The sequence below is a fragment of the Bacillus sp. mrc49 genome (assembly GCF_002803435.1).
The window spans coordinates 39,644-64,460 of sequence record NZ_PHNG01000797.1 but is presented as its reverse complement, the minus strand read 5'-3'; the positions used below and the strand labels follow the sequence as shown (position 1 = coordinate 64,460).

Sequence of the window (24,817 nt, the reverse complement as noted above, 5' to 3'; positions counted from 1 at the left end):
ATACAAAACGAGTATGCCGGTTTCAATTTTATTTTAAATCCAAGGGATTCTCATGATTTAAAAAGAAAGCTCTTTTCGTGAAGATGGTTGTTTTTAAAAGGAAACGATTTACGTTTGATTGGAGCAGATTGCGAGACTGAGACGGAACCGGAGGAAAGCGACAAAGTATGCGATAACAGCCATAAAAAAGAAGGCTGGCATGCTGCCAGCCTTCCCGATCTTATTAAACTTGCCCTTCAAGGCTTTTTTTCTTTTCTTTTGCCGTATTCAGCGGACCTTTCTTCTTCAATTCCCTGATTTTTAGATCAAGCCAGAATTGGGAAGCGATCAATAACGATGAATACACACCGCATATCAGCCCGATGAACAGGGCGATCGAAAAGTTCCTGATGGCTTCACTGCCGAAAATCATCAAAGCGATGACCGTAACGAGTACAGTCAGCACCGTATTGATCGATCTCGTCAGCGTTTGCCTGATACTGATGTTCACGATGTTCTCAAGCTCTTCGACCGTTTTGATTTTACGGCTGAAGCGCAGGTTTTCCCGAATTCGGTCAAACGTAACGATCGTATCATTGATGGAATAACCGACGATTGTCAGAACCGCAGCGATGAAAGTGATATCCACCTCAAGGCGAAGCAGACTAAAAATCGTGATGATGAAAAATGCATCATGTATCAGCGCCACGACGGCCGGTACGGCCATTCGCCATTCAAACCGTATCGATACATACAAGATGATCCCGAGGGAGGCAATCGTCAAGGCAATGATGGCATTTTTCGCCAGCTCTTTCCCTACCGTCGGTGATACGGTGCTTACATTCGGCTCTGCTCCGTAATCCTCCTTGAAATGGTCTTTCAAGACAGCGATTTCCTGTTTGTCAAGAACACCTACCGTCCGGACGACAGCATTTTTGTTATCCTGTCCAGCAAGTCTGACATCCTTGATATCATCGACATCAATGCCGGCCTTGCCCATCTCGGTCTTAACTTGCTGAGTCGTCAGCACGTCCTTAGACGCGATCTCGATGCGGGTTCCGCTCGTAAAGTCGATTCCCAGATTCAAGCGGAAAACGAACAGGAAGATGATCCCGATAATCGTGATCCCGATCGAAATGCCATAAAAGACCTTCCGATGCTTGACGAAATCGATCTTATCGAACCGTGTCGGCAATGACATTAAATTGATCTTCTCGTTTAGGTTGTGAATATATTTCTTCTTCACGCCAAACCATGATGTGCGTTTGTCCAGGAACCCGCTTTTCACCCACAGGCTCATGAAGAGACGCGTCCCATAAACGGCTGTAATGAAGCTCATTAAAATGGAAATGATCAAGGTCGTCGCAAACCCTTTAACCGAGCTTGTCCCGTAATAGAAGAGGACGGCTGCAGCAAGCAAGGTCGTCAAGTTCGCATCCATGATCGTGCTAAGCGAGTTTTTCGTACCTTCTTTATAAGCCGCTTTTACAGTACGGCCAAGCTTCAGTTCATCCCTGATCCGCTCATAGGTTATGATATTGGCATCGACGGCCATCCCGACCCCGAGCACCAATGCCGCTATGCCTGGAAGCGTAAGGACTGCGTTCATCCACTCGAAGACCAGCAGTGTCAGGAAGATATAGATGCTCAGTGTGACGACTGCAATGAATCCCGGGAAGCGGTAATAAACCAGCATGAAGATGAAAATGAGTGCGATCCCGATGATGCCGGCAAAGATCGTATCGTTCAGTGCGCCTGCACCAAATTGAGCTCCGACGGAAGTCGAGTATTTTTCCTTCAAATCGACAGGCAGTGCACCGGCATCAAGGAGGTCTGCAAGCTCTTTCGCCTCTTCAACCGTGAATTGCCCTGTAATGTATACCTTTTTCGTATTGAAAACTTCACTGACAGCAGGAGCGGATATCATATTGTCTTGTGAAGCTTTATCCTTGATGGAATCTTTGCCTTCCTCGAAATCCAGCCAGATGGCAAGTACATTCGTAGGTGATGGCATCGATGAAATTTTTTGCGTGATTTCCTTGAACTTGTTCACATCTTTCAATGTGACTTCAACGACCGGTTTATTATCCTGGAACGTTTGTTTCGCGCCGCCTTCCTTCAGGTCGGCACCGGTCATCATTTCCTTATCGTTATAATCCCGGAAGGATAATTTAGCTTGTGTCGAAAGGATTTCACGAGCGTTATTTTGGTCTTTAACCCCGGCCAATTGAACCCTGATCCGGTCTTTCCCTTCAATTTGAATATTAGGTTCACTAACACCCAAAACATTGACACGACGCTCAAGTGAGCTTACTGTAGCCCGTAAAACCTCCGGGGTGATCTTTTCCCCAGACAGCGGCTTCACTTCATATAACACTTCAAAACCGCCTTGAAGATCAAGTCCCAGCTTGATATCCTTTAGGATTCCTTTTGAAGTCGTTCCCATCGCTGCGAAAATCAAAAGAATGATCAGAAAAAACGCAACGATCCTGCTTCTTTTTACCATTATGTAGTAGGCCCCTTTCTATAATCCGCCTGTTCCTGAAGTTTAAAAACCTGTCAATTATTTTGTTTATATGCTACCTGCATTTCCCTTGCTTCCTGAAAAAAAGACACAGCTACCCATGCTTTTTTTCCAAAAAAAAGCATAACCATATCTATTATGAGTCATTTATAAACAGCTGTCAATTTAAGTATATCTTTGCGTCATTCCTTTAAAAGTTCTTTCAATTCCTCCTCGGATAGCGGCTCAAATAAGTTTGGCGATTTATATGCTTCGACCATTTGGAAGTTCATGAACTGGTTGCTCGAAAATGTCACGATATCGGCGACAAGCTCGTGAAGATGAATGTTTTCCTGCGGGCGCTTCCATTTGTTTTTCGTTAAGGTTCCCCAGATATCCTCCTCTGTAACGGCATTCAATCCGACCATTTGAAATTCCTCGCGCTTGCTCTTCAAGAATGGACGTACCTTTACATAATAGCTTTCATAGGGATGATTCATTTTCGCCATCACTTTGCCTCCAGTAAAAATGTTATCTATCGATTGCGCATTTTCTTAAAAGAGCTCCAATCAGTTGCCAGAACGCAAACAAACACTTTTGTCATGCTTTGTCCAAGTACAAGCATATAGATAATTGTATAGCATAACCGCTTTTTTGAGAAGGCAGGGAGGGAGTTCAATGTCTAAATTTTTAAAAGGGACGCTGATATTATTAATCGCAAGCCTGATTACAAGAGTTCTTGGGTTCATTAACCGCATTGTCATCGCCCGCTTCATCGGCGAAGAAGGCGTTGGTTTATATATGATGGCTTTACCGACCCTCTTTCTCGTCGTGAACATTACCCAATTGGGGCTGCCAATCGCCATATCCAAGTTTGTGGCCGAAGCCAATGCCCGGGGTGACGAACGGAAAATCAAAAAGATCCTCGTCGTCTCTTTGGCCTGCACCTTTGCTCTATCGATGATTTTCACTCCTGCGATGCTGTTGTTCGCACCCGTTCTCTCAGAATACCTATTCACCGATCCACGAACGGTCTGGCCCCTGATGGCGATAGCGCCAATCGTACCGATCATCGCGATATCATCGGTACTGCGCGGGTATTTCCAAGGCAAGCAAAATATGAAGCCCTTCGCTTTCTCGCAAGTGATCGAACAGGTGGCGCGCATCACCTTCATCGCCGTCCTGACGAAAGCCTTTTTGCCCTATGGGATTGAATATGCGGCAGCCGGAGCGATGTTCGCCTCGATAATCGGTGAGCTCGTCTCCCTCATTTACCTTTTGACTAGCTTCAAGCTTAAGAAGCATTTTAAGTTCAGGAAGAATTTTTTCAAAAATGTGAAGTCGGGTAAGGGGACGTTCACGGAATTGATGGGAATTGCCCTTCCTTCCACCGGAAGCAGGATGATCGGCTCGCTTTCATGGTTTTTCGAGCCAATCGTTGTAGCCCAGAGTTTGGCCCTTGCCGGTGTCACCGCAGCCGCGGCCACGAGCCAATACGGTGAGCTGACAGGGTATGCGCTGCCGCTGCTCATGCTGCCTTCGTTCATTACATCATCATTGGCGACTGCCCTTGTACCGGCAGTCAGTGAGGCACGGACGACCGGGAACTTCCTGCTCGTTGAACACAGGCTGCAGCAGGCACTGAAAATCACGTTTATCACAGGCTGCTTAGCCGTCGTCATTTTGTTCATCTTTGCCGAACCGATCCTGCAAGTCATGTATGGCTCATCACATGCCGCCGTTTTCATTAAATTCCTGGCACCTTTCTTCATTCTCTTTTACTTCCAGTTCCCGCTGCAGTCCATGCTTCAAGCATTGGATCTTGCAAAAGCGGCCATGTTCAATAGCCTGGCGGGTAACATTCTCAAAATCGGTGTGATCTGGCTCCTCGCATCAAAGGAAAGCTTCGGGATCATGGGGGCCGCAGTAGGTATAGCTGTCGGTTCGATGCTCGTCACCTTCCTGCATTTTTCCACCGTGCTGAAGGTCGTCCCCTTCACGTTGCATTTCCGGAGCTATATATCTGCTTTAATTCTTGCTTTAGTCTCTGGCTGGGGCGGCTATTATCTGTATCAATCCCCGCTCTCGGCGCAGCCCCTCGTACCAAGGCTGTTGCTGTCCGTAACGGTCGTGATCCTGCTTTTCACCTTTTTCCTGCTCATGACCGGCAGCATAAAAAAAGCAGATTTGATCCGGATTCCTAAGGTAGGCGGCTTTTTATCGAAGTTCGCCTGGAAATAAAATGAACCGAAGCATTAAAAGGCTTCGGTTCATTTCTTCGTTTCATTTTTATCGATGTAAAATTGGCCATCTATGTACCCACAAATCGAAATCTCCTGGATTTTCGATTCACCATGTTTTTTCAGCTGGTGTCGAAGCCAAAATTGATTTTTGCCAATTTTATATAGATTATTTTCCTGTATCTTCCCATCAATGATAAGGGGATATGGCGTTTCCTTCGTTTTCGTCCTTTTGCCTTGGGTGTTTTTAATGACCGAAAGTTTTCCCGAGGATTCGAGAATGGCAAATTGTACTTCATTCAGATCATTGATTCCTTGTTCTCGCAGCTGGGTCAATAAATCATCGAAATTATATCGTTGTTTACGCATCGCCTTTTCATCTATTTTCCCTTGATTGATGATGATCTGAGGTGTACCGTCGACGATATTCCGAAACCTGATGCTTTTCAATGATATGAACGCCAATATGATCTGGATGAAAGCGAGAACGAACATCGGGGTGATTTGCTGAAAAAATGGTTTATCCAAATCTTCAAAGGATAGGACTGCTATGTCCCCTATCATGATGGATACCACTAAATCAAGAATGCTCAGCTCCCCGACTTCCCGCTTACCCATCATCCGGAAAAGGAATAAGATGACTAGATAGATCACCGTCGTTCTAAAAATAATAGCCAGATAGGTATCCACTTCACTAACACATCCTTCATCCATAGCATGGCTTGGAAATTGAAAAATTACTCTATAATCTTTTCGAATTTCGCGGAAGCTGCTTAAACCTGGTCTAAAGGCTTCGTGTGGGGAATATGCTTGTACAAACACATAAACAGGCTAAAACGTATCAGCCTTTAAAAAGGAGGAATACCCATCGAAACTAAAAAAATGAGTGTCGCCGTAATTTATGGCGTAGGCTCCATCTTTGCCATAGCGATGATTGCAAGTTTGATCGTTTCCATCCTTCTTCGTTTCACTTCATTGACGGAATCATCCCTGACATACGTGGTCATGATCGTTTCCTTTTTATCGCTGTTCATTGGTGGATTCATTTCAGGAGGCAAAGGGAAAAAGCAAGGTCTATTCTTGGGCGGCAGCACCGGCTTGCTCTATCTGTTGATCGTGTTCCTTTTTCAATACTTGGGTCATGACGCACTTTTCACCATCAAGCAATGGATCTATTATGGCTGTTTTGTCATCACGGCCATGATGGGTGGCGTGCTTGGGGTCAATATGAGCTCCGACTCACGTACCAATTAAAAATACAAACGTAACCGGGCATCCTGCCCGGTTTTCGTTTGTTGAGGAAAATCGCGCCGAGGAAGCTCCCCTGAACGCCCGCTGATAAGCGCGTGCTTGCAATCCTCTATGCTTAAACCTCAAAAACACAGGCTAATTTATTTCCCTATAAATGTTGAGCCGATCCTCCACCGGGATATGCGAGTGCCTCTAGTGGAAATTAACGTTCAAATACAACAAAAAAACTGTAGACAAACTCCATTTTCATCGAGTTTGTCTACAGTCGGAACCGGCCACACGGGCCGGTTTTCATTATTAAATCGATACTTCTTTATTTGGTGCACTTTCCGTAATTTCACGGATTGCAGCACGGTCGAATGTCAATTTAGTACCATCTGGTGACTTAATGACGATTTGCAATTCATCGATTGCATCGATTGTTCCGTGCATGCCGCCGATCGTTGCAACCTTATCACCTTTTTTCAAGCTGCTTTGCATGCTTTGTGTAGCCTTTTGGCGTTTTTGCTGCGGACGGATCAATAAGAAATAGAACAATACGAACATTAAAATTAATGGAAGTATTTGAGTTATTGCCATTTGTAGATTCACTCCTTTCGCTCATTAAAATATTTATGGAATTAGAAGTTTCTTGCATTTGGTTTATTGAAACCATACTGCTCGAAAAACTCTTCCCTAAAGTCTCCAAGACGATCTTCTCGAATGGCTTGTCTGACCTGTTCCATCAAGTTTAACAGAAAATGCAGGTTATGATAAGTCGTAAGACGAATCCCAAAAGTTTCTTCACATTTAATCAAATGGCGGATATATGCCCGGCTATAATTCTTGCAGACATGACAATCGCAATTTTCGTCGATAGGTCCAAAGTCACGTGCATACTTTGCATTTTTCACGACTAGGCGGCCATTGCTTGTCATCAATGTACCGTTACGCGCGATTCGCGTCGGCAATACACAGTCAAACATGTCGACACCGCGGATGGCCCCATCGATCAAGGAATCCGGCGAGCCTACGCCCATCAGGTAACGCGGTTTATTGGTTGGCAGCAACGGACTTGTAAACTCCAGTACGCGGTTCATGATATCCTTCGGTTCCCCGACGGATAGCCCTCCAATAGCATAACCCGGAAAATCGAGTGAAACAAGGTCTTTTGCACTTTGTTTACGAAGGTTTTCGAATTCCCCGCCTTGAACGATCCCGAACAGCCCTTGGTCGTTCGGACGCTCATGGGCATTCAAGCAGCGTTCAGCCCAGCGTGATGTCCGTTCCACCGACTTCTTCATATACTCCTCGGTTGCCGGGAATGGCGGACATTCATCAAATGCCATCATGATATCGGAGCCAAGTGCATTTTGGATTTCCATCGCTTTTTCAGGAGATAAAAATAGTTTATCGCCATTGAGATGGTTCCTGAAATGTACGCCCTCTTCCTCAATTTTGCGGAACTCGCTCAAACTGAAGACTTGGAAGCCACCGGAATCCGTCAAAATCGCGCGATCCCAGTTCATGAACTTATGCAATCCACCGGCTTCCTTGATGATCTCATGCCCAGGACGCAGCCATAGATGGTACGTATTGCTGAGGATGATGCCTGCCCCCATCTGTTTCAGATCTTCCGGGGACATCGTTTTGACAGTAGCAAGCGTCCCTACCGGCATGAACGCCGGCGTTTCAAATGATCCATGCGGCGTATGGACCCGGCCCAGCCGTGCCCCTGTTTGTTTACATGTTTTGATTAACTCATATCGTATTGCTGTCAACGCAATAACTCCCTTCAAGAGCTTATCACTCTTATATTACTTAATTAACATTGCATCTCCAAAACTAAAGAACCTGTATTTTTCTTCCACTGCCGTTTCATAGGCATGAAGAACATGCTCCCTGCCAGCCAATGCAGAAATAAGCATGATTAAAGTTGATTTCGGTAAATGGAAGTTCGTAATCATCGCATCGATCCCCTTAAACTCATAACCAGGGTAAATGAAGATGCTCGTCCAGCCACTAGCCTCCTTGAAGACCCCATCATTACCGGACGCGATCGTCTCCAATGTCCTTGTCGACGTTGTACCAACCGTGATGATTCTCCCGCCGTTTTCTTTCACTTCATTAAGCAAACGCGCAGTGCCTTCCGTCATTTGATAAAATTCGGAATGCATTTCATGGCTGTCGATATCGTCCACACTGACGGGACGGAACGTGCCAAGCCCGACATGAAGCGTGATGAAGGCGATATGAACACCCATTGCTTTCAGCTTCTCGAGCAACTGCTCGGTAAAGTGCAGCCCGGCCGTCGGGGCGGCCGCCGATCCACGTTCACGCGCATAGACCGTTTGATATCGATCCTGATCGTCAAGCTGCTCCTTAATATATGGAGGCAGCGGCATTTCCCCGAGCTTATCCAGTATTTCATAAAAAATACCTTCATATTGAAACTCCAGGATACGGCCTCCATGCTCAAGTACGCCTGTACAAACGGCACTTAGCTTACCATCACCAAAGACGATTGTCGAACCTTCTTTTATACGTTTGGCGGGCTTTACAAGGGTTTCCCAAACATCATCATGCTCTTGCTTGAGCAGTAAAACTTCTACCTTAGCACCCGTTTCTTCCTTGCTTCCATATAGTCGTGCCGGCAGCACCCTCGTATCATTCAACACAAGGCAATCTCCCGGTTTGATATATTCAGTGATATGGCTGAAGACATCATGCTCGATCTTGCCCGATTCCTTGTCCAGCACCATCAATCGACTAGCTTCCCTATCTTCCAAAGGAACTTGGGCAATCAGTTCCTCCGGTAAATGAAAATCAAACATATCCAATTTCATCTGTTCCACTTCCTTACCTGTCTATCAAGTTGTAATCATTATTTAAAACGGCCAATCAAATAAAATATAGCGGACAACACGATACTGACGATGATCGATGTCACGATCGGAAAATAAAACGTCGTATTGCCTTTTTTGAGGAAGATATCTCCCGGCAGCCTGCCAAGGTGGATATACTTCATCGCAAAACCGATCACGAATATGATTACGCCGAGTATCATCACCATTTTAGGTATATTCATCATTCAGGCATCACAATCCCGAAGTGCTCGTAAACGAGCTGTGTGGCGATACGCCCCCTTGGGGTACGCTGAAGAAAACCGACCTGCAGCAGATATGGCTCATACACATCTTCGATCGTATGTGCTTCCTCGCCAATCGTGGCGGCAATCGTCTCCAGACCAACGGGCCCGCCGCGGAATTTTTCAATGATCCCTTTAAGTAATTTATGGTCAATATGATCGAGTCCTAAACGGTCCACCTGCATTAATTCGAGTGCATAATCGGCAAGCCCTGCCGTTATCGTGCCATCTCCGCGAACCTGGGCGAAATCCCTGACCCTCCGTAAAAGCCGGTTGGCAATCCTCGGGGTGCCCCGCGATCTTCTCGCAAGCTCTGCTGCTGCTTGATCATCCATTTCCGTATCCATGATTCTGGCTGTCCGAATGATGATATCCGTCAGATGGTTTTCCGTATAATATTCAAGTCGGCTCAAAACACCAAAACGGTCCCTAAGCGGTGCAGACAATGAACCGGCGCGAGTCGTTGCCCCCACGAGTGTGAACGGCGGCAGGTCGATCCTGATCGAGCGTGCCTCCGGGCCTTTGCCGACAACGATATCGAGACAGAAATCCTCCATCGCCGGATACAGCACTTCCTCGACCACACGGGGCAGACGGTGAATCTCATCTATGAATAGCACATCACCGGGTTCAAGCGCACTCAAAATGGCCGCCAAATCTCCCGGCCGCTCGATGGCGGGTCCGGAAGTCGTGCGGATGTTGACACCCATTTCGTTGGCGATGATGACCGCAAGCGTCGTTTTCCCCAGGCCAGGCGGCCCGTATAAAAGGACATGGTCGAGCGTTTCTTCCCGCATCCTTGCCGCTTCGATATATACACCCAAGTTAGCTTTCACTTTATCCTGTCCAATATATTGCTTTAAGTTTTGCGGCCGCAGGCTTTGTTCAAAGGACAGTTCGTTCAAATCGGCTTCCTGATTGAATATTCTCTCCTCCATTGCGCCACTCCTTATCTTAGCATCAATTGCAATGCTTTCTTAATATATTGCTCGGTCGTCATATCTTCCGTCTGCAATTTCTTGGCAACCTTTTGAATTTCCTTTTCCGAATAACCAAGTGCCTTCAAGGCAAGCATCGCTTCATCCAATTCCTCCGTGTAACCATTTGGGGCGGATGCAGCCGTGACGCCTTCGTTGAACAAGCTTGGAAACGCATCCGGAATGATGTTCTCCAATTTCCCTTTTAAATCCAGAATCATCTGTCTTGCCGTTTTCTTACCGACTCCCGGGAATTTCACCAAAAACGATTCATCTTCATTTTCGATCGCCTGCACCACCTGATCGACCTGACCTGACGCCAGTATGGCAAGCGCCCCCTTCGGCCCGATTCCGGTTACATTCAACAGCTTCGTGAATAAAGCCTTTTCTTGACGATTCTGAAAGCCATATAAGGCAACCAAATCTTCACGCACATAGTGATACAAAAAAACTTGGAGCTCTTTCTGATATTGGGCGGAAAAAATAAAAGGATTCGGCGTCATCACTTGATATCCGATCCCCCCATTTTCCACGACTATGTATTCAGGTCCGATATAATCGACCCTGCCTTTTATATAATCATACAAATTAATTCTCTCCCTGATTTTGCTGTACCTCTCATTTTATCATAAAACGGATGGTTGTTCATAGAAAGTTATTTCATAAACAGCAAAGTCTTTCACAAGATCTACGAATGCTGCGACCACCCTTTAAAACAAAGTCGAGTGAAAGCATTTGGCGGAGGCTGCAAACACCTGAAGGCGTTCTTTTTATATGTTGAAACTGATGTGCAAAGTGGTTGGGGCTGGTCCCGCCAATTTCGGCCTTGCATCGAATTCGGTCCGGGTTCACGCTGAGTTGATTGAAATAATATTGTCAAAACTAAAAAAAGACAGTAGGCAACCTCCATAAACTATTATCGAGGTTGCCTACTGTCTGAAGGCGGGGAATCCCAGCCTAGTTTAACGAATAAGGTTCGTATTCTTTTATCAGCTGTTTATATTGGTCTTTATTCATGATTGGAATCCCCTTTTGCAATTCCTCCTGCTTATATACTTCAAGTTTCCCAACATCCAATTGGTAAAAAGTATGAATGATTTTGGCATGCTCAGGCCTTCCGATAAAAATGGACAACGTCCCATCCTCCCGCATCCCGAGATAACCATTCGCTTTCAATAGCGGAGAGATATCATTTTCAATTTTCTTAAGAACGATCTGTTCTTCATTTTGGTCGACCACTTTCCATCCTTCATATTTGGACCAAAAATCCTCCATCGACCAAATTGTTTCGGTCAATTTCTCCTCGCTCAGTTCACCATCCAAGTACATACGCTGCAAAATGACCTTCCTTTCGATCGGGTCATTTTCCTTTTGCACAGATTCTTCCGCAAAAACAGTTAAGCAAAATGGCATGATTAATAGGGTCAGGAATAATTGAATCCTTAGTTGTTTAGTCAATATACTCACCTCTTAAGGCGTTTACTTTTTAAGTAGTTTGACCCCAAACAACGTTTATTAACCAGAAAAAATCAAAAAGACTGACCCCACAATCGCGGTCAGCCCATGCATCATTTCAAGTGATTTTCATGAATATTAAGATTATCGAACATATCATTCGCATCCTGAATGATCAAGTCCCTTGTATCGCCATCACGAAGATTGTTATCAAGTGTCATCGTCCGGTAATAGACCCCTTCATCGGTGGTTACATATAAGGTCCTTCCTTGAGATAACGGTCCGATTTTTTGTTTCACTGTTTCTTTGATTTCCCCAGCTTGGCTGTAGTCATCAAGCAACAGTGCAACAAGCATTTCATTTTTCATGATGACAGCCCTGGCATCAACGACCGGATCCACGCTATTTGCAACCCGATTGACTCGGTCTGCCAAATTGCCTTCATACGCATTATAATAGGATGATTTGGCCCGAAGCGGCTTACTTTCATGACCATGATAATTTCGATCACGCTTACTGTATGCATCATCTTTATCATACAGTCCTTGCGTCATATGCTGATAATTTATGTTCCGTACTAACTGATCTTTTTCAGTGGAATGGTATCCTGTTTCATCCGTGAAGTTCTCGTTCTCCGCTGTATCATTATTGGCGCATCCAACCAGACCAACGGCGGCCAATACAGTATAAAGCGGCACTGCCCATTTCAATTTCCGCACCTATGACCCTCCCATGGTAATTAATGAGCTATCATTCGCTCATAGTTAGCATGGGTGTCTGTCGGCGTTTGTACTCAGTTAGTTATGGCCAAAAAACCGGGTTATTTCCTATTCAGGGAAGAAATCTTCTTCGCCAACTTTTCATTCATTTCCATCCGCTCCGAAAAACCTTCTACAGTCAGTTTCCAGACGGAATGTAACTGGGATGAGCTTTTATTAAGGCGGTTCCACTCTCGGAAAATATCCGTCGGATAGGTTAAAGCAAATAAAAAGGCGAGGTCTGACTCATATTTTTGCAGCTGCGGCACTTGCCACAGGTCCGTTGCCGCATCACCTAAATGATGGGATATCCGGTTTGCGTATTGTAAATAATCAATGCACCGCGGAGCAATCGCCATCAAGTCAAAATCAATCAAAGTCAATGTGCCGTCTGCTTTGCGCAAGAAATTATGGTGGGCACAATCTCCATGGATGATGACTTTTTTCTCTTGATTCCATAAAGACTGGTTTTTTTCGAATCCCTCTAATGCCCACTCCCCCCATCTTATCCATTCCTTGACGATATCTTCTGAAACATATTGACGAACATAAGTAAAATTCTTTTTAAATAGAGATAGCCGTTCCCTCCATTTTTTTGCTTGATCGAATATAGGAGCTTTTACTGAAAGGTTTTCAGATACATCATGGAAACTTTCCAATAACTTTATCCCCTCCAAGCGGTCCTTATGATGGGAAAAGCGAAATTTCTTCTTGTTAGGTGGAAAATAGTCCATACTGCCATACCATTTCCCTTTGAATTGAAAAGGCATTAAATTCTGGTGGATATAATACGTTTGATCAAATCCCTTTTGCCTTAACAAAGTTGTCAATTCTCGTTGCCGATCCCACTTTTCAAAACTGTCGAATCCTTTAAGGATCAATGGATCGCCCTTTCCAAAAGTAATTAAATAAACACTGCTTTGAAGATGATGGACACTCTTTGGCTTACGATTTAAATAAGAGAGGAGACGAGTGTTAAAAACACTGTCTCCATGATAATTAGTAGTCATCGCTTTCATCTACATATGTCGGGATCCCAAATGTTTCAGGCGCACGAACGCCCCCGAATTGGCCTGGTTGGCCACCCATTTGTCCAGGTAACATTGCTTCCGGATGTCCGCCAAGCTGACCGCGCATCATGCCGGGCCGACCTCCATTTTGGCCTCCCATCATCATGCCGGGCTGACCTCCGTTTTGGCCGCCCATCATCCAGGGCTGACCTCCATTTTGGCCTCCCATCATGCCAGGCTGGCCTCCGTTTTGACCGCCCATCATGCCAGGCTGACCTCCATTTTGGCCTCCCATCATGCCAGGCTGACCTCCATTTTGGCCTCCCATCATGCCGGGCTGACCTCCATTTTGGCCTCCCATCATGCCAGGCTGACCTCCGTTTTGGCCTCCCATCATCCAGGGCTGGCCTCCGTTTTGGCCTCCCATCATGCCAGGCTGGCCTCCATTTTGGCCTCCCATCATGCCAGGCTGACCTCCATTTTGGCCTCCCATCATGCCAGGCTGGCCTCCGTTTTGGCCTCCCATCATGCCAGGCTGGCCTCCGTTTTGGCCTCCCATCATGCCAGGCTGACCTCCATTTTGGCCTCCCATCATGCCAGGCTGACCTCCGTTTTGGCCTCCCATCATGCCAGGCTGGCCTCCGTTTTGGCCTCCCATCATGCCAGGCTGGCCTCCATTTTGGCCTCCCATCACCATGCCAGGCTGGCCTCCATTTTGGCCCCCCATCATCATGCCAGGCTGACCTCCATTTTGGCCTCCCATCATGCCGGGCTGACCTCCATTTTGGCCTCCCATCATCATGCCAGGCTGGCCTCCATTTTGGCCTCCCATCATCATGCCAGGTTGGCCTCCGTTTTGGCCTCCCATCATCATGCCAGGCTGGCCTCCATTTTGGCCTCCCATCATCATGCCGGGCTGACCTCCGTTTTGGCCTCCCATCATCATGCCGGGCTGACCTCCATTTTGACCTCCCATCATCATGCCGGGCTGGCCTCCGTTTTGGCCTGGCATTACGAAGGGTTGATATTGTTGGGCTTGATCTGATTCAGCTGACTCTGTTTCATATTGATATTGCATCGGATTGCCCATCTGTGGATAGGCCCCTAAATTCGGATCATGGTAATGGGGCTGTGATTGATCGGATTGATATTGATGATAATCAGGATGGTGATGCTCATAGGCGTTCATTGATTGACCAGGTTGATACTGCCCCTTCACTTCCGGCCCATACGTTCCAAGCAACCCCTTATTACAGCCACAATCTTCTTCATCTTCAGACTGTTGCGGGTGATTATGATGATTGTATGGCGATTCGCTTGGTGACTCATGGTCTTGTTGCATATATGAGCCCGCTACTTGATGCTGCTGGCCCATCCCTCCATAAAAATGGTGCGGCATCGGCGCAGATGCTTGATATGGATAGTGTTGTTGCTGATTGTATGGATTCATGCTTGCACCTTGAACATACCCTTGCGGCCCCATCGATTGCATGTCAGGAGATTCCCCCCAGATCTCGGAGCTTTCATCCATCATTTGATAGCCTTGTGTTTCCTGGTTCCCATAGCCGCCATGATAAGGGGCTTGCATCCCCTGCATCGGCATATGCGCCCATGGCGGAGGCTGCATGTTATAGCCGGTTCCTGGCATGATTGGCGTCATTGGAATGCAATCATCCACAGGCTCACAATATTCCTGACTTGGCGATACGTCTGGCTTCTTCTTCTTTTTCTTTTTAGCGACCGGCTCTTCTTTCTTCGGTAATGGCGGCGGTGCAGGGGGCTTTTGCACACTCATATTGGTCATGTTGACCATATAATAATTATTGATATCGACCTCAGGAATCACTGGTGTCGGTACCTGGACTTCTTTTGGAACGATTATTTGCTTTTCTTTCACGATTGGCTTTGGCTGTTCTTTCATCGGTGGTTGATACTTTGGCTGTTCCTTCATCGGTGGCTGGTACTTTGGCTGTTCTTTCATCGGTGGCTGGTACTTTGGCTGTTCCTTCATCGGTGGCTGGTACTTTGGCTGTTCTTTCATTGGTGGCTGATACTTTGGCTGTTCCTTCATCGGTGGCTGGTACTTTGGCTGTTCTTTCATCGGTGGCTGATACTTCTGCTGTTCTTTGACTGGCGGTTGCATCATTTGCTGCTCTTTCATAGGTGCCGGCTGAGCTGGATACTGTTGAATCTGGGATTCTTTCACTCCCATATGAATGTTGGGTTTGATCGTTTCTTTTATTACTGCTCCGGTTGTCCCTGGTATTTTAATTTTCATTCCCGGCATCATCATGTCCGGGTTGCTTAATTGAGCGTTCACTTTTTTAAGTTCTTCAAAACTGACGCCGTATTTTTTGGCGAGTTTCCAAAGTGTATCGCCTTTTTGGACTATATGAATTTTCACGCTGATAACCCCTCCTGTGCATATGTCCATATATACTATGATGTAGTGGGTGAATTGCTATTATTTTTATCATGAAAACTTATGCTTCAAAATGGCCTTTTATGATTGGATCAATGATTTAGGCGCACCGATGCCCACTTTCTCGGCGAAGAAATAAGCACGAAAAACAGTTCACCCCTTCTTCCTAAGCCGTCTTTCTTTAAGGTCCAGTCTAAATTCAAGTAATTCCGGGTATAAGAAAGTAGATGGCTTAAGCTATACCTGGCACTTATATTTTTACTGGGAGGAATGTTAATGAAATGGAAGGGACGTCAGGGCAGTTCGAATGTCGAGGACAAAAGGGGAATGAGCGGCAAAGGGATGGCAGGCATCGGTGGCGGGGTCGGCTTAATCATCGTCTTGATCGTTACGCTACTTGGAGGCAACCCAAGCGATTTACTGGGCGGCTTGACTTCACCTGATCCTGAAAGCGGCGGCACTTATGTGGAAAGTGATGAAGAAAAGGAACTTGCACAGTTTGTGTCGGTCGTCCTGGCAGATACGGAGCGGGTCTGGACTGAGGAATTCCGGGAAAACGGCCTGAATTATGAAGAACCGACTCTTGTCCTGTACTCAGGAAGTGTGCAATCGGCATGCGGGATCGCAGGTTCATCAGTGGGACCGTTTTATTGTCCAGGCGATAAGAAGCTATATATCGATCTCAGTTTTTATCAGGAGTTAAAGGAAGAATTCCAGGCACCAGGGGATTTTGCCATGGCCTATGTGATTGCTCATGAAGTCGGGCACCACGTCCAGACATTATTGGGAACAACGGAAAAGGTTATGCCGGATCGTTCCAAGGTTAGTGAAACCGAATATAATAAATATTCTGTCCGCCTTGAATTGCAGGCCGATTATTTAGCTGGGGTGTGGGCGCATCATGTCCAGGGGGAGAATTTACTTGAGAAAGGCGATCTTGATGAGGCTTTGAATGCAGCCAGCGGCGTCGGGGATGACTCCATCCAGAAAAAAGCACAAGGCTACGCAGTTCCCGACAGCTTCACACACGGTACGTCCGAACAGCGAAAACGTTGGTTCAATAAGGGGTTCGAATCCGGAAATATGAATGAAGGCAATACATTTGAAGCGAAAAATCTTTAGTGGCAATCAAATAAAGGCAATACATAAAAAGGGGGCTTCAAGGGCCCCCTTTTTCCAATGTCCAATAAGCCTGGAGATAGACAGGCGATTTCAGGCCCGTTCAAGCATTCGATTTAAAGCAAGGATCGCATCAGCCGCAATTTTCTTTTCCACTTTTATCGGGTTGATGATTTGATCTGCTTCGATTGATTCAAGAGCCCATAGCAGATGCGGTAAATCTATCCGGTTCATCGTAAGGCATGGGCACATATTCGGATTTAGGGAGATGATTTGCTTGTCTGGATTATTGGCGATTAGTCGCTTGACAAGGTTCATTTCCGTGCCGATTGCCCAAGAGCTTCCCGCTTGTGCCTTTTCAATCATATCAATGATATAAGATGTGGAACCGGCATAATCCGACATGGCAACCACTTCCCGGCGGCATTCCGGATGGACGATGATATTCATGGCAGGCTGCTCTTTCCTAAGTGCTTCAATATTCGCCGTCGTGAAATTTTCATGGACCGAACAATGCCCTTTCCATAGCAGCACCTTCAGATCCTTTCGTTCACCTTCATGGATCAGTTCCTCCTTGTGAGGATCCCAAACAGCCATTTCCTCCAACGGAATGCCAATATCAAAGGCTGTATTCCGGCCAAGGTGCTGATCGGGGAGAAACAGGATCCGTTCTTTTTGCTTAAGGGCCCATGAGACCATCTCTTGTGCATTGGAAGATGTGACCGTAGCTCCGCCATTCTTCCCCACAAATGCTTTGATGGCCGCTGTCGAATTAACGTAAGTAAGCGGAAGGATAGAATCTCCAAATAATTCCTGAAGCTTTGTCCAGGCCCGTTCCGTTTGATCGATATCAGCCATATCTGCCATCGAACAGCCTGCACGCATGTCAGGCAGAATGACGGTCTGCCCTTCTTCTGTCAAAATATCGGCCGTTTCGGCCATGAAATGCACACCGCAAAACACGATATAATCCGCTTCACGATTTTGGGCGGAAAGCTGGGCCAACTGAAGTGAATCTCCCGTTACATCGGAAAACCGGATCACTTCCTCCCGTTGATAATGATGACCAGGTATATAAAGACGGTTACCTAAGCGCCTTTTTATGCCTAGTACCGTTTTTTCCATATCCTCCACTGTCATCGTTTTGTACTTTTCAGGCAGGACATTCCTTGCCGTGCCAGCCATCTCCAGTATATTCATTTCAATACCCCCTCACGTTCTGTAACTTTTGCACTGATATCAAGAGCCCGGACGCTGTGCGTCAGACAGCCCAACGAAATGTAATCCACTCCCGTTTCGCGATATGTCGCTAACTTGCCCAGCGTAATTCCTCCTGAAGCTTCCGTTATGATATGGTCAGGAACCGATTTGATCCATTGCTTGATTTCGTCAGGACTCCTGTTATCGAACATGATGATATCCGCACCGGCTTCCACAGCCTCAAGGACCTGTTCCAATGATTCCGTTTCCACCTCCACCTTACATGTATGCCCCAGTTTTGCTTTGACCGCCTGAACCGCTTCGGTAATCGAACCTGCGAAAGCAATATGATTATCTTTGATCATGACGGCGTCATACAAACCATTTCGATGATTGAAGGCACCGCCTGAGCGGACCGCGTATTTTTCAAGCATCCGCAGGCCAGGGGTGGTTTTCCTTGTATCACATGCCCTTGTCTTCGTCCCCGCCAAGATCATCGTCGCTTCATGAGCAAGCGTGGCTATTCCCGACATGCGCTGCACCAAGTTCAAAACAACCCGTTCCCCTTTTAACAGCAAAGCCATATTGCCTGTCATCCGTGCAAGCTTTTGACCCGTTTCAAACACTTCACCATCCCGGACATGGAGGGTCACCTCGATTTGGTTATCCAACAAGGCAAACCCTGTCCTGATGACGTCGCTTCCGCTAAAAACCCCGCCCTCTTTTGCAATGAATGTCAACGCCCCCTGCTTTGACTGACCGAAAATCGTATCACTCGTTACATCACATTCCCCGATGTCCTCGATCAAAAAATGCTCCAGCATTCGCTTAAGCTTCAATATGTTCATACTGTCGTCTCCCCTTCACTCTGTTTTTCACGTCTTGGCATGCAAGGATGACCGATTTTCCAAGCCATAGGGAGTCATCTTCGCTTGGATAATCACTGCGGTAATGACCGCCCCTGCTTTCCGTTCTAGTCAACGCCGATTCGGCAATCAGCCAAGCTACGATAATGGCGTTAGCTTTGGTGATTTCTGTTAGTGATCGTCCGGTAACTTTCATATGGAGAAGGTTTTCGATGTGAAAAGCCTCGAGATAATGCTTCAAACGAATTAACCCCGCTTCCGTCCGGACGATGCCCGCTTCATTCATCAATTTTTCCTTCAATGCCCGTAAACCAGGTAAAGAAGCAACATGGCAGGAACATTGGGACCGCTCTTTTTCTTTTGGCAGCTCCCTTGCTTGCGTATGAGCGAGCATATCACCAAGGCTCTTGCCAAAAACCAGCCCTTCGAGAAGAGAATTGCTTGCCAGTCGGTTCGCACCATGCACACCTGTGCAGGCCACCTCACCGACTGCAAATAAAGAAGGGACAGAGGTTCTCCCCCACTCATCCACTTCGATTCCTCCCATTAAAAAGTGGTTCCCAGGTGCAACCGGGATCTTTCCGAACTGGAGATTCACCCCGCTTTTCTCACATAATGAGCTCACCGTCGGGAATCGCTTTTTAAAATCCTTGATCATCGAAATATCCAAAAATACCTTTTCACCGCGCTGTAAATAAGAAAAGATCGTCTGTGCGACAATATGCCTCGGGGCAAGATCCTTCAACCGATGTACACCCTGCATGATCGGCATTCCATCTTCATTCACTAATATGGCGCCGTCACCACGGACCGCTTCCGAAATAAGACCCTCGGCTTTGTTATTCACAAAAAGCAGAGTCGGATGGAACTGGATGAATTCCATATCACGAACCTTCGCCCCCGCCTTGAACGCAAGCGCGATTCCATCACCTGAAACCGTTTGTGAATTAGAGGTAAAACGGTATAGCGAACCGCATCCACCCGTTGCCAGAACCGTCTGCTCAGAATGATAGACAGCCAGTTTCCCTGACCTATCAAGGGTCTTGACGCCGATGCAAGATTCATCTTCACCGATGATCAACTCCACCGCGGCCTCATTCTCGATTACCTGAACCTTCGAGCGTTTCAAGCATTCTATTAGGTGTTCCATCATGTACTTTCCTGTACCATCGCCGTGACAATGAAGGATTCTCCTTTCACTATGGGCACCCTCCATGCCAAACATCAGGCTGCCGTCATGATTTCGGTCAAATTGCATACCGGACTGGATAAGTTCAGAGATCGCCAAAGGGGCTTCCTCGACAAGTTTTTCCACTGCCTTCACTTTGTTATGGTGCTGGCCGGCAGCCAGCGTATCTTTTTTATGTAAGGATACCCCATCCTGATCGGATAGTGCCGCGGCAATTCCTCCTTGCGCCAAGTAGGAATTACTATGACGAAGCTCTGATTTTGTGATGAGTATCACATATTTTTGGTCACTTGCTTCCAATACCGTTTTCAAGGCTGCAATACCACTGCCTATCACGATGACTTCCGTTCTAACCATGATTATATACCTCCTGTTTACGACAGGTGTCTTGACAACTATATTTACATATTATTAAACTATTATCAAGAGTTTTTTAGAATGAAGGATGGAAGTGATTTTGTGATCTATTTGGACTATGCGGCCACTACGCCGATGGATGAAGAAGCGATCGACGTGTTCAGCCAAGCCTCCCGGAGGTTTTTCGGGAACGCAAGCAGTTTGCATGATATTGGCTCTGATAGTGCACGTTTATTGGATATGTCACGACAGCAACTGGCAGACATGCTGAATATAAAAAAAGAAGGCATCATCTTCACGAGCGGCGGTTCGGAAAGCAATATGCTTGTAATCGATACATTTATCGCTTCAAAACCAGCTTGGCAGAACCATTTGATTGTAAGCCGGACCGAGCATGCATCGATTGTCAACTATATCTGCAAGCTTGAACAATCCGGATACGAGGTGACGTATTTACGGCATTTGGAAGATGGCCTCATCGATATCGAACACCTGAGGGGGGCTCTGTCGGAGAAAACCTGCATGGTCATTGTCCAGCATGTGAATTCTGAAATAGGTGTCATTCAGCCAATTGAGCAAATAAGCAGAATCGTTCGGGAACATCAAGCCTTTTTGCATGTCGATTGTGTTCAATCATTTGCAAAGTTGCCACTGGATGGGTTATCCGCTTTATGTGATGGAATGTCCATTTCCAGCCATAAAGTTTATGGACCAAAAGGGATCGGGGCCGCGATTTTCCCAGCCATCGAGCATTTAAAGGCTTTGATTCCGAATGTCACGCATGAATCTGGATTCCGTCCTGGTACGGTGGATGTCCCAAGTATAGCCTCCTTCGTGACAGCTGCCAAAAATTTAGGAGATATCATCAAAAATGAGCATAGGCGGATTTTCATGCTTAGGATTCAATTGATTCAGCAACTAACGGAAAGAAAGGTCGACTTTCAAATCATCGAAGCGAAAACTGAGCAATTGCCGCACATCCTCGCTCTGACCTTCGCGGGTTTGCAAGGGCAGTACATCATGCTCGAATTAAACAGGAAGGGCTTCGCGGTATCGACGGGGAGCGCCTGTCAGATCGGTAAACAGGAGCCATCCAAAACCATGATGGCAATCGGGAAAAGCGAAGAAGAAGCCCATCAATTCGTCCGCCTTTCCTTTGGAAAACATACCACTGCAGATGATATTCACAAATTGGCAGACTGCCTCGAAGGAGTGGCTGCCATTCGATAAGATCGGCCATTCTATGGTAGAATGTTTATCATAAAGAGGTGAATGAATGATGGAAAGAAAGAAATTACTCGGGGAAGAAAGACGGACGAAACTTTTACATATATTGCAAACAAGCCCAGAGCCCGTTACTGGCAGCGAACTTTCGCAAATGACGAATGTAAGCCGCCAAGTCATCGTTGGCGATATAACGCTTCTGAAAGCACGGAATGAACCGATCATTGCCACGAGCCAAGGCTATATGTTCTTACCAACCGAAAGCACAAAAAAGCCCGAAAGGATCATCGCTTGCCAGCACGATCCTTCCCGGACGCAGGAAGAGCTATATCTGCTCGTGGATATCGGCATCACGGTGAAGGATGTCAAAATCGAGCACCCTGTATACGGTGACCTTACGGCTTCCATCATGGTCAGCAGCCGTAAGGAAGTCCAGCAATTCCTCTCAAGGGTATCTGCCACGAATGCTTCCTTTTTATCGGAGCTAACGAGCGGCATCCATCTCCATACACTGAGCGCATCTTCCGAGGAACTGCTTGACGAGGCGGAGGAGGCACTAAAGGACGCCGGCATATTGGTTGATTGACTGAACGAACCCCATCTTATCCGGAGGGGTTTTTTCTTGTCTGACTATCTATACTTGCTGCTGATCCGAATGGCTTTCATTGGAGCTGTCTTGGTCTGATTGGCTTTCATTGTTGCTTCTCAATTGGCCGATGAGGTTGAGGACGGAACCGACCGCTTGTATCCAGCCCCCCATCGTCTGTATTAATTCAGCATCTGTCTGCTTTTCGTCTAAATCAGGATATTGATATTTTTGTTTTCCCTCCTCGTTCTCTTCTTGTTTGCCTTCATCGTTTTCTTGTTTTTCACCTTCATCATTTTCCTGATCTTTTTCAAGGATGCTATTTCTTAGTTCGCTAATTCCACCAATCGCCTGCATCGAATTCCCGATCGCCTGCAAAATATTCCCGGTGACATTCAAGGCCTGTTCAGGTTCATCAGGATTTTCGTATGCACCCGCCACCGCTGTTCCCCCGCCTAACGCCTGAATCAGGTTGCCTTTGATGATCAATTCCTGCTTCGTCACCTCATCGAAGTCAATGACCAAGCCTAATATGACAGTCGAATTGCCGATTGCCTGTATTTGATTGCCGAATTTATCTAGTGACCATGTTTCTTCCGCATCCGCCAATATCGCATTTCCTGTCGCTTGAAGTTCATTGCCGATCAAGTCCAGGTTTTTGCGAAAATCCTCATCGAACACTTTCGATGGTGTTCCTCCAACAGCAGAAATGACCGTCCCTATCGCTTGCGTCCAAGAACCGAAAGTTTCCTTGAATTGATTATCCATCTCTACTGAACACCACCCGCTCCATGCATTTTTAATACTCACCCTGCCATGAAAAAGTACCGCTGTTCCTTTCGTCTTGTAGGTATGTATTCTTTTTTATCGATTTTGCCGTTCGCCTACCCATTGTATACGAGTTCAGCAAGAATGGTGAGTACATTCAGCCTTTTCAAACCGGCGTCCTCCCACAAAAAAAAAGCCCCGGATAAGCTCCGGGGCGCCGTCTCAATCATGATCATTATATTCCTACCTCATTCCATGACCCGCCGCGCTAGGCTGTACCCTTTTGCTACTGCGGAAAAGGTATGCACCCTTCGCAACAAGTCATTCCGACAGGAAATCAACGCTGCACCACACCGCTTCTTACTTTAAAGCATGAATAGCTTCCCATGACCGAAACCGTGCAGCCAAGGGCCTCCAATTCGGATATGGCACCCGGGATGAGGACTTCGTCAAGGGCCATTTCAACGTCAATGATGAAAAAGTAATGGCCAAGGCCGGTTTTCATCGGTCTTGATTCGATCTTGGAGAGGTTCAGCTTCCTCCAGGAGAAAGCGGAAAGCACTTGATGCAGTTGCCCCGAGTGGTCGGCAGGAAGCTGGACCATCAAGGTCGTCTTCGCATCTCCTTCAACCGTCAAATGCCCGGCATAGTCCACTTCACTGTTCGATACGACGACGAACTTCGTATGATTATGTTCGTAATCATGGATATTGTGCTTCACGATCGTCAGTCCATACTCCGCTGCAGCCATATCATTGGCAATGGCAGCAATGTTGATGTCAGGGTTCTCCATCACCATCTTCGCGGCAGCTGCGGTCGACGTCACATACTCATATGGAATGCCCCTCAAATCTTTATGTAGAAATTTGCGGCATTGGGCAATGGCATGGGAATGCGAATATACCATGTCCGGTTTGAAACCGGGATACGCATGATCCGGATGCACCATATAATGCTGCTGGATCGGAATCGTCACTTCCCCCTTTATCGGTAATGTGACTTCATGGACCAGGTAATCCATCGTTATATTGACCGAGCCCTCCAATGCATTCTCGATGGGGACGAGCGTGTGATTCACTTCGCCGTCTCGGACAGCATCAAGGCAGTCGGGAATCGTGTTCATCGGTATCTTTATGTCATTAGGAAATAGTCGTGAAACAGCTAAATCCGTGAACGTTGCTTTTGGCCCTAGAAATGCGATTTTTGATGTCATATTATAAACTCCCTTTCACGGAAAATCTATTGTATATGTTATGCCATTTTCAGATTTTTTACAATAGTTAATCGCCACTTATAAAAAAACAGCCTGTACATATAATATGTACAGGCTGTTTTTCATGCGCCATTCCCAATGATTTCGACTTTTTCGACGAACTCCATTTTACGCAGTTTTGTAAGCAGTTCATTGATATCCATCGTCATTCCTCCCGTGTTGAGGGACAGGGTGACATTTGCGCGGCCCTGCAAAGGAATCGTTTGATGGATGGTCATGATGTTGCAGCCGGATGATGCGACGAGCCGTAATAGCTCCGATAGAGTACCGGACCGATCTTCAAGATAGAAGAACAGGGTAATCAGTTTTTCTTTGACAACGGTATGAAACGGAAACACCGTGTCCCGGTATTTGTAAAAAGCGCTCCTGCTTAGGTCCACCCTCTGTACGGCTTCCCATACTGATTCCGCTTTTCCCCGTTCAATCATTTCTTTTGCATCCAGCGTTTTTTTCATCGCTTCGGGAAGGACATCCTCTCGAACGAGGAAAAACTTCTGATCGGCCTTATTCAAA

The 24,817-nt window shown here is 46.5% G+C and carries 23 protein-coding genes and 1 pseudogene; 5 read left to right on the top strand and 19 right to left on the bottom strand.

The genetic code is table 11. The features are described from left to right. Positions 1–223: 223 nt before the first annotated feature. Positions 224–2,485 carry a protein translocase subunit SecDF gene (gene secDF / locus CVN76_RS26120; protein ID WP_100533632.1) on the bottom strand — a complete coding sequence of 754 codons (2,262 nt, stop codon included), beginning with the start codon at positions 2,483–2,485 and terminating at the stop codon, positions 224–226. 200 nt (positions 2,486–2,685) lie between these two features. Continuing rightward, positions 2,686–2,991 carry a post-transcriptional regulator gene (locus CVN76_RS26115; RefSeq protein WP_100533631.1) on the bottom strand — a complete coding sequence of 102 codons (306 nt, stop codon included), beginning with the start codon at positions 2,989–2,991 and terminating at the stop codon, positions 2,686–2,688. 169 nt (positions 2,992–3,160) lie between these two features. Between CVN76_RS26115 and spoVB the strand changes: the two genes are divergently transcribed. Further along, entirely contained in the window at positions 3,161–4,723 is a 1,563-nt protein-coding gene (gene spoVB / locus CVN76_RS26110) for a stage V sporulation protein B (RefSeq protein ID WP_100533630.1), read from the top strand. Between the two features lie 29 nt (positions 4,724–4,752). On the opposite strand, the gene CVN76_RS26105 is transcribed toward spoVB, so the two are convergent. Beyond that, the gene (locus CVN76_RS26105; RefSeq protein WP_232732479.1) at positions 4,753–5,412 is read right to left on the bottom strand and encodes a DUF421 domain-containing protein; all 660 of its coding nucleotides are present in this window, start codon (positions 5,410–5,412) and stop codon (positions 4,753–4,755) included. Between the two features lie 192 nt (positions 5,413–5,604). Between CVN76_RS26105 and CVN76_RS26100 the strand changes: the two genes are divergently transcribed. Further along, on the top strand, positions 5,605–5,976 hold the full coding sequence (locus CVN76_RS26100) for a TIGR04086 family membrane protein (RefSeq protein ID WP_198512653.1): 372 nt from the start codon (positions 5,605–5,607) through the stop codon (positions 5,974–5,976). A 294-nt stretch (positions 5,977–6,270) separates the two neighbouring features. Here CVN76_RS26100 and yajC read toward each other — a convergent pair whose 3' ends face one another. From yajC to safA, 10 genes and pseudogenes are all read right to left on the bottom strand, one after another. Then, positions 6,271–6,552 (bottom strand): preprotein translocase subunit YajC, encoded by a 282-nt coding sequence (gene yajC / locus CVN76_RS26095; RefSeq protein ID WP_061143720.1) that lies wholly within the window; start codon positions 6,550–6,552, stop codon positions 6,271–6,273. Positions 6,553–6,593: 41 nt separating this feature from the next. Further along, entirely contained in the window at positions 6,594–7,739 is a 1,146-nt protein-coding gene (gene tgt / locus CVN76_RS26090; protein ID WP_198512655.1) for a tRNA guanosine(34) transglycosylase Tgt, read from the bottom strand. A gap of 30 nt (positions 7,740–7,769) precedes the next feature. After that, entirely contained in the window at positions 7,770–8,798 is a 1,029-nt protein-coding gene (gene queA, locus CVN76_RS26085) for a tRNA preQ1(34) S-adenosylmethionine ribosyltransferase-isomerase QueA (RefSeq protein ID WP_100533628.1), read from the bottom strand. Between the two features lie 38 nt (positions 8,799–8,836). Further along, complete coding sequence (locus tag CVN76_RS26080) at positions 8,837–9,043, bottom strand: DUF2905 domain-containing protein (RefSeq protein WP_100533627.1); 207 nt, start codon at positions 9,041–9,043, stop codon at positions 8,837–8,839. Further along, positions 9,040–10,038: a Holliday junction branch migration DNA helicase RuvB gene (gene ruvB, locus CVN76_RS26075; RefSeq protein ID WP_100533626.1), complete on the bottom strand. Its 999-nt coding sequence runs from the start codon at positions 10,036–10,038 to the stop codon at positions 9,040–9,042. Before ruvB ends, CVN76_RS26080 begins: the two co-directional genes overlap by 4 nt. An 11-nt stretch (positions 10,039–10,049) precedes the next feature. Continuing rightward, positions 10,050–10,664 carry a Holliday junction branch migration protein RuvA gene (gene ruvA, locus CVN76_RS26070; RefSeq protein WP_100533625.1) on the bottom strand — a complete coding sequence of 205 codons (615 nt, stop codon included), beginning with the start codon at positions 10,662–10,664 and terminating at the stop codon, positions 10,050–10,052. 370 nt (positions 10,665–11,034) lie between these two features. Beyond that, on the bottom strand, positions 11,035–11,535 hold the full coding sequence (locus CVN76_RS26065; RefSeq protein WP_061143726.1) for an intercompartmental signaling factor BofC: 501 nt from the start codon (positions 11,533–11,535) through the stop codon (positions 11,035–11,037). A 110-nt stretch (positions 11,536–11,645) separates the two neighbouring features. Continuing rightward, positions 11,646–12,251: a YhcN/YlaJ family sporulation lipoprotein gene (locus CVN76_RS26060; protein WP_100533624.1), complete on the bottom strand. Its 606-nt coding sequence runs from the start codon at positions 12,249–12,251 to the stop codon at positions 11,646–11,648. Positions 12,252–12,352: 101 nt separating this feature from the next. Then, positions 12,353–13,300, bottom strand: a complete 948-nt coding sequence (locus CVN76_RS26055; protein ID WP_157805805.1) for a phosphotransferase — start codon at positions 13,298–13,300, stop codon at positions 12,353–12,355. A 2,259-nt stretch (positions 13,301–15,559) separates the two neighbouring features. After that, a pseudogene (gene safA, locus CVN76_RS32490) lies at positions 15,560–15,704 on the bottom strand (SafA/ExsA family spore coat assembly protein); the annotation flags it as partial. Positions 15,705–15,998: 294 nt separating this feature from the next. Here safA and ypfJ point away from each other — a divergent pair. After that, complete coding sequence (ypfJ, locus tag CVN76_RS26040) at positions 15,999–16,844, top strand: KPN_02809 family neutral zinc metallopeptidase (protein ID WP_100533622.1); 846 nt, start codon at positions 15,999–16,001, stop codon at positions 16,842–16,844. Positions 16,845–16,934: 90 nt separating this feature from the next. Here the strand turns inward: ypfJ and nadA are convergent, their stop codons facing one another. From nadA to nadB, 3 genes are read right to left on the bottom strand one after another with little or no spacing between them, the layout of a single operon-like run. Next, the gene (nadA, locus tag CVN76_RS26035; protein WP_100533621.1) at positions 16,935–18,041 is read right to left on the bottom strand and encodes a quinolinate synthase NadA; all 1,107 of its coding nucleotides are present in this window, start codon (positions 18,039–18,041) and stop codon (positions 16,935–16,937) included. Beyond that, a complete protein-coding gene (gene nadC, locus CVN76_RS26030; RefSeq protein ID WP_100533620.1) occupies positions 18,038–18,889 on the bottom strand; it encodes a carboxylating nicotinate-nucleotide diphosphorylase in 852 nt (283 codons plus the stop codon). Before nadC ends, nadA begins: the two co-directional genes overlap by 4 nt. Beyond that, positions 18,870–20,453, bottom strand: coding sequence for an L-aspartate oxidase (gene nadB / locus CVN76_RS26025; RefSeq protein ID WP_100533619.1), 1,584 nt, complete (start codon positions 20,451–20,453; stop codon positions 18,870–18,872). The genes nadC and nadB overlap by 20 nt, the downstream gene beginning before the upstream one ends. Before the next feature lie 81 nt (positions 20,454–20,534). On the opposite strand from nadB, the gene CVN76_RS26020 reads away from it, so the two are divergent. Together CVN76_RS26020 and CVN76_RS26015 are read left to right on the top strand one after the other, a co-directional pair. Beyond that, on the top strand, positions 20,535–21,683 hold the full coding sequence (locus CVN76_RS26020) for an IscS subfamily cysteine desulfurase (RefSeq protein WP_232732477.1): 1,149 nt from the start codon (positions 20,535–20,537) through the stop codon (positions 21,681–21,683). 46 nt (positions 21,684–21,729) lie between these two features. Then, positions 21,730–22,263 (top strand): transcription repressor NadR, encoded by a 534-nt coding sequence (locus CVN76_RS26015; RefSeq protein WP_100533618.1) that lies wholly within the window; start codon positions 21,730–21,732, stop codon positions 22,261–22,263. A gap of 48 nt (positions 22,264–22,311) precedes the next feature. Here the strand turns inward: CVN76_RS26015 and CVN76_RS26010 are convergent, their stop codons facing one another. The 3 genes from CVN76_RS26010 to CVN76_RS26000 form a co-directional block, all read right to left on the bottom strand. After that, on the bottom strand, positions 22,312–23,031 hold the full coding sequence (locus CVN76_RS26010) for a DUF6944 family repetitive protein (RefSeq protein ID WP_100533617.1): 720 nt from the start codon (positions 23,029–23,031) through the stop codon (positions 22,312–22,314). A gap of 337 nt (positions 23,032–23,368) precedes the next feature. After that, on the bottom strand, positions 23,369–24,244 hold the full coding sequence (pheA, locus tag CVN76_RS26005) for a prephenate dehydratase (protein ID WP_100533616.1): 876 nt from the start codon (positions 24,242–24,244) through the stop codon (positions 23,369–23,371). A 122-nt stretch (positions 24,245–24,366) separates the two neighbouring features. Further along, entirely contained in the window at positions 24,367–24,816 is a 450-nt protein-coding gene (locus tag CVN76_RS26000) for an ACT domain-containing protein (RefSeq protein ID WP_061143471.1), read from the bottom strand. Between the last annotated feature and the right edge of the window lies 1 nt (position 24,817).

Coding starts and splice junctions, on each gene's coding strand:
- CVN76_RS26015 (WP_100533618.1), top strand. CDS start 21,730: ATGATGGAAAGAAAGAAATTACTCGGGGAAGAAAGACGGACGAAACTT.
- pheA (WP_100533616.1), bottom strand. CDS start 24,244: ATGACATCAAAAATCGCATTTCTAGGGCCAAAAGCAACGTTCACGGAT.
- secDF (WP_100533632.1), bottom strand. CDS start 2,485: ATGGTAAAAAGAAGCAGGATCGTTGCGTTTTTTCTGATCATTCTTTTG.
- ypfJ (WP_100533622.1), top strand. CDS start 15,999: ATGAAATGGAAGGGACGTCAGGGCAGTTCGAATGTCGAGGACAAAAGG.
- nadA (WP_100533621.1), bottom strand. CDS start 18,041: ATGAATATACTGGAGATGGCTGGCACGGCAAGGAATGTCCTGCCTGAA.
- CVN76_RS26020 (WP_232732477.1), top strand. CDS start 20,535: ATGAAGGATGGAAGTGATTTTGTGATCTATTTGGACTATGCGGCCACT.
- CVN76_RS26055 (WP_157805805.1), bottom strand. CDS start 13,300: ATGACTACTAATTATCATGGAGACAGTGTTTTTAACACTCGTCTCCTC.
- spoVB (WP_100533630.1), top strand. CDS start 3,161: ATGTCTAAATTTTTAAAAGGGACGCTGATATTATTAATCGCAAGCCTG.
- CVN76_RS26115 (WP_100533631.1), bottom strand. CDS start 2,991: ATGGCGAAAATGAATCATCCCTATGAAAGCTATTATGTAAAGGTACGT.
- nadB (WP_100533619.1), bottom strand. CDS start 20,453: ATGGTTAGAACGGAAGTCATCGTGATAGGCAGTGGTATTGCAGCCTTG.
- queA (WP_100533628.1), bottom strand. CDS start 8,798: ATGAAATTGGATATGTTTGATTTTCATTTACCGGAGGAACTGATTGCC.
- CVN76_RS26100 (WP_198512653.1), top strand. CDS start 5,605: ATGAGTGTCGCCGTAATTTATGGCGTAGGCTCCATCTTTGCCATAGCG.
- nadC (WP_100533620.1), bottom strand. CDS start 18,889: ATGAACATATTGAAGCTTAAGCGAATGCTGGAGCATTTTTTGATCGAG.
- yajC (WP_061143720.1), bottom strand. CDS start 6,552: ATGGCAATAACTCAAATACTTCCATTAATTTTAATGTTCGTATTGTTC.
- CVN76_RS26080 (WP_100533627.1), bottom strand. CDS start 9,043: ATGATGAATATACCTAAAATGGTGATGATACTCGGCGTAATCATATTC.
- ruvB (WP_100533626.1), bottom strand. CDS start 10,038: ATGGAGGAGAGAATATTCAATCAGGAAGCCGATTTGAACGAACTGTCC.
- CVN76_RS26010 (WP_100533617.1), bottom strand. CDS start 23,031: ATGGATAATCAATTCAAGGAAACTTTCGGTTCTTGGACGCAAGCGATA.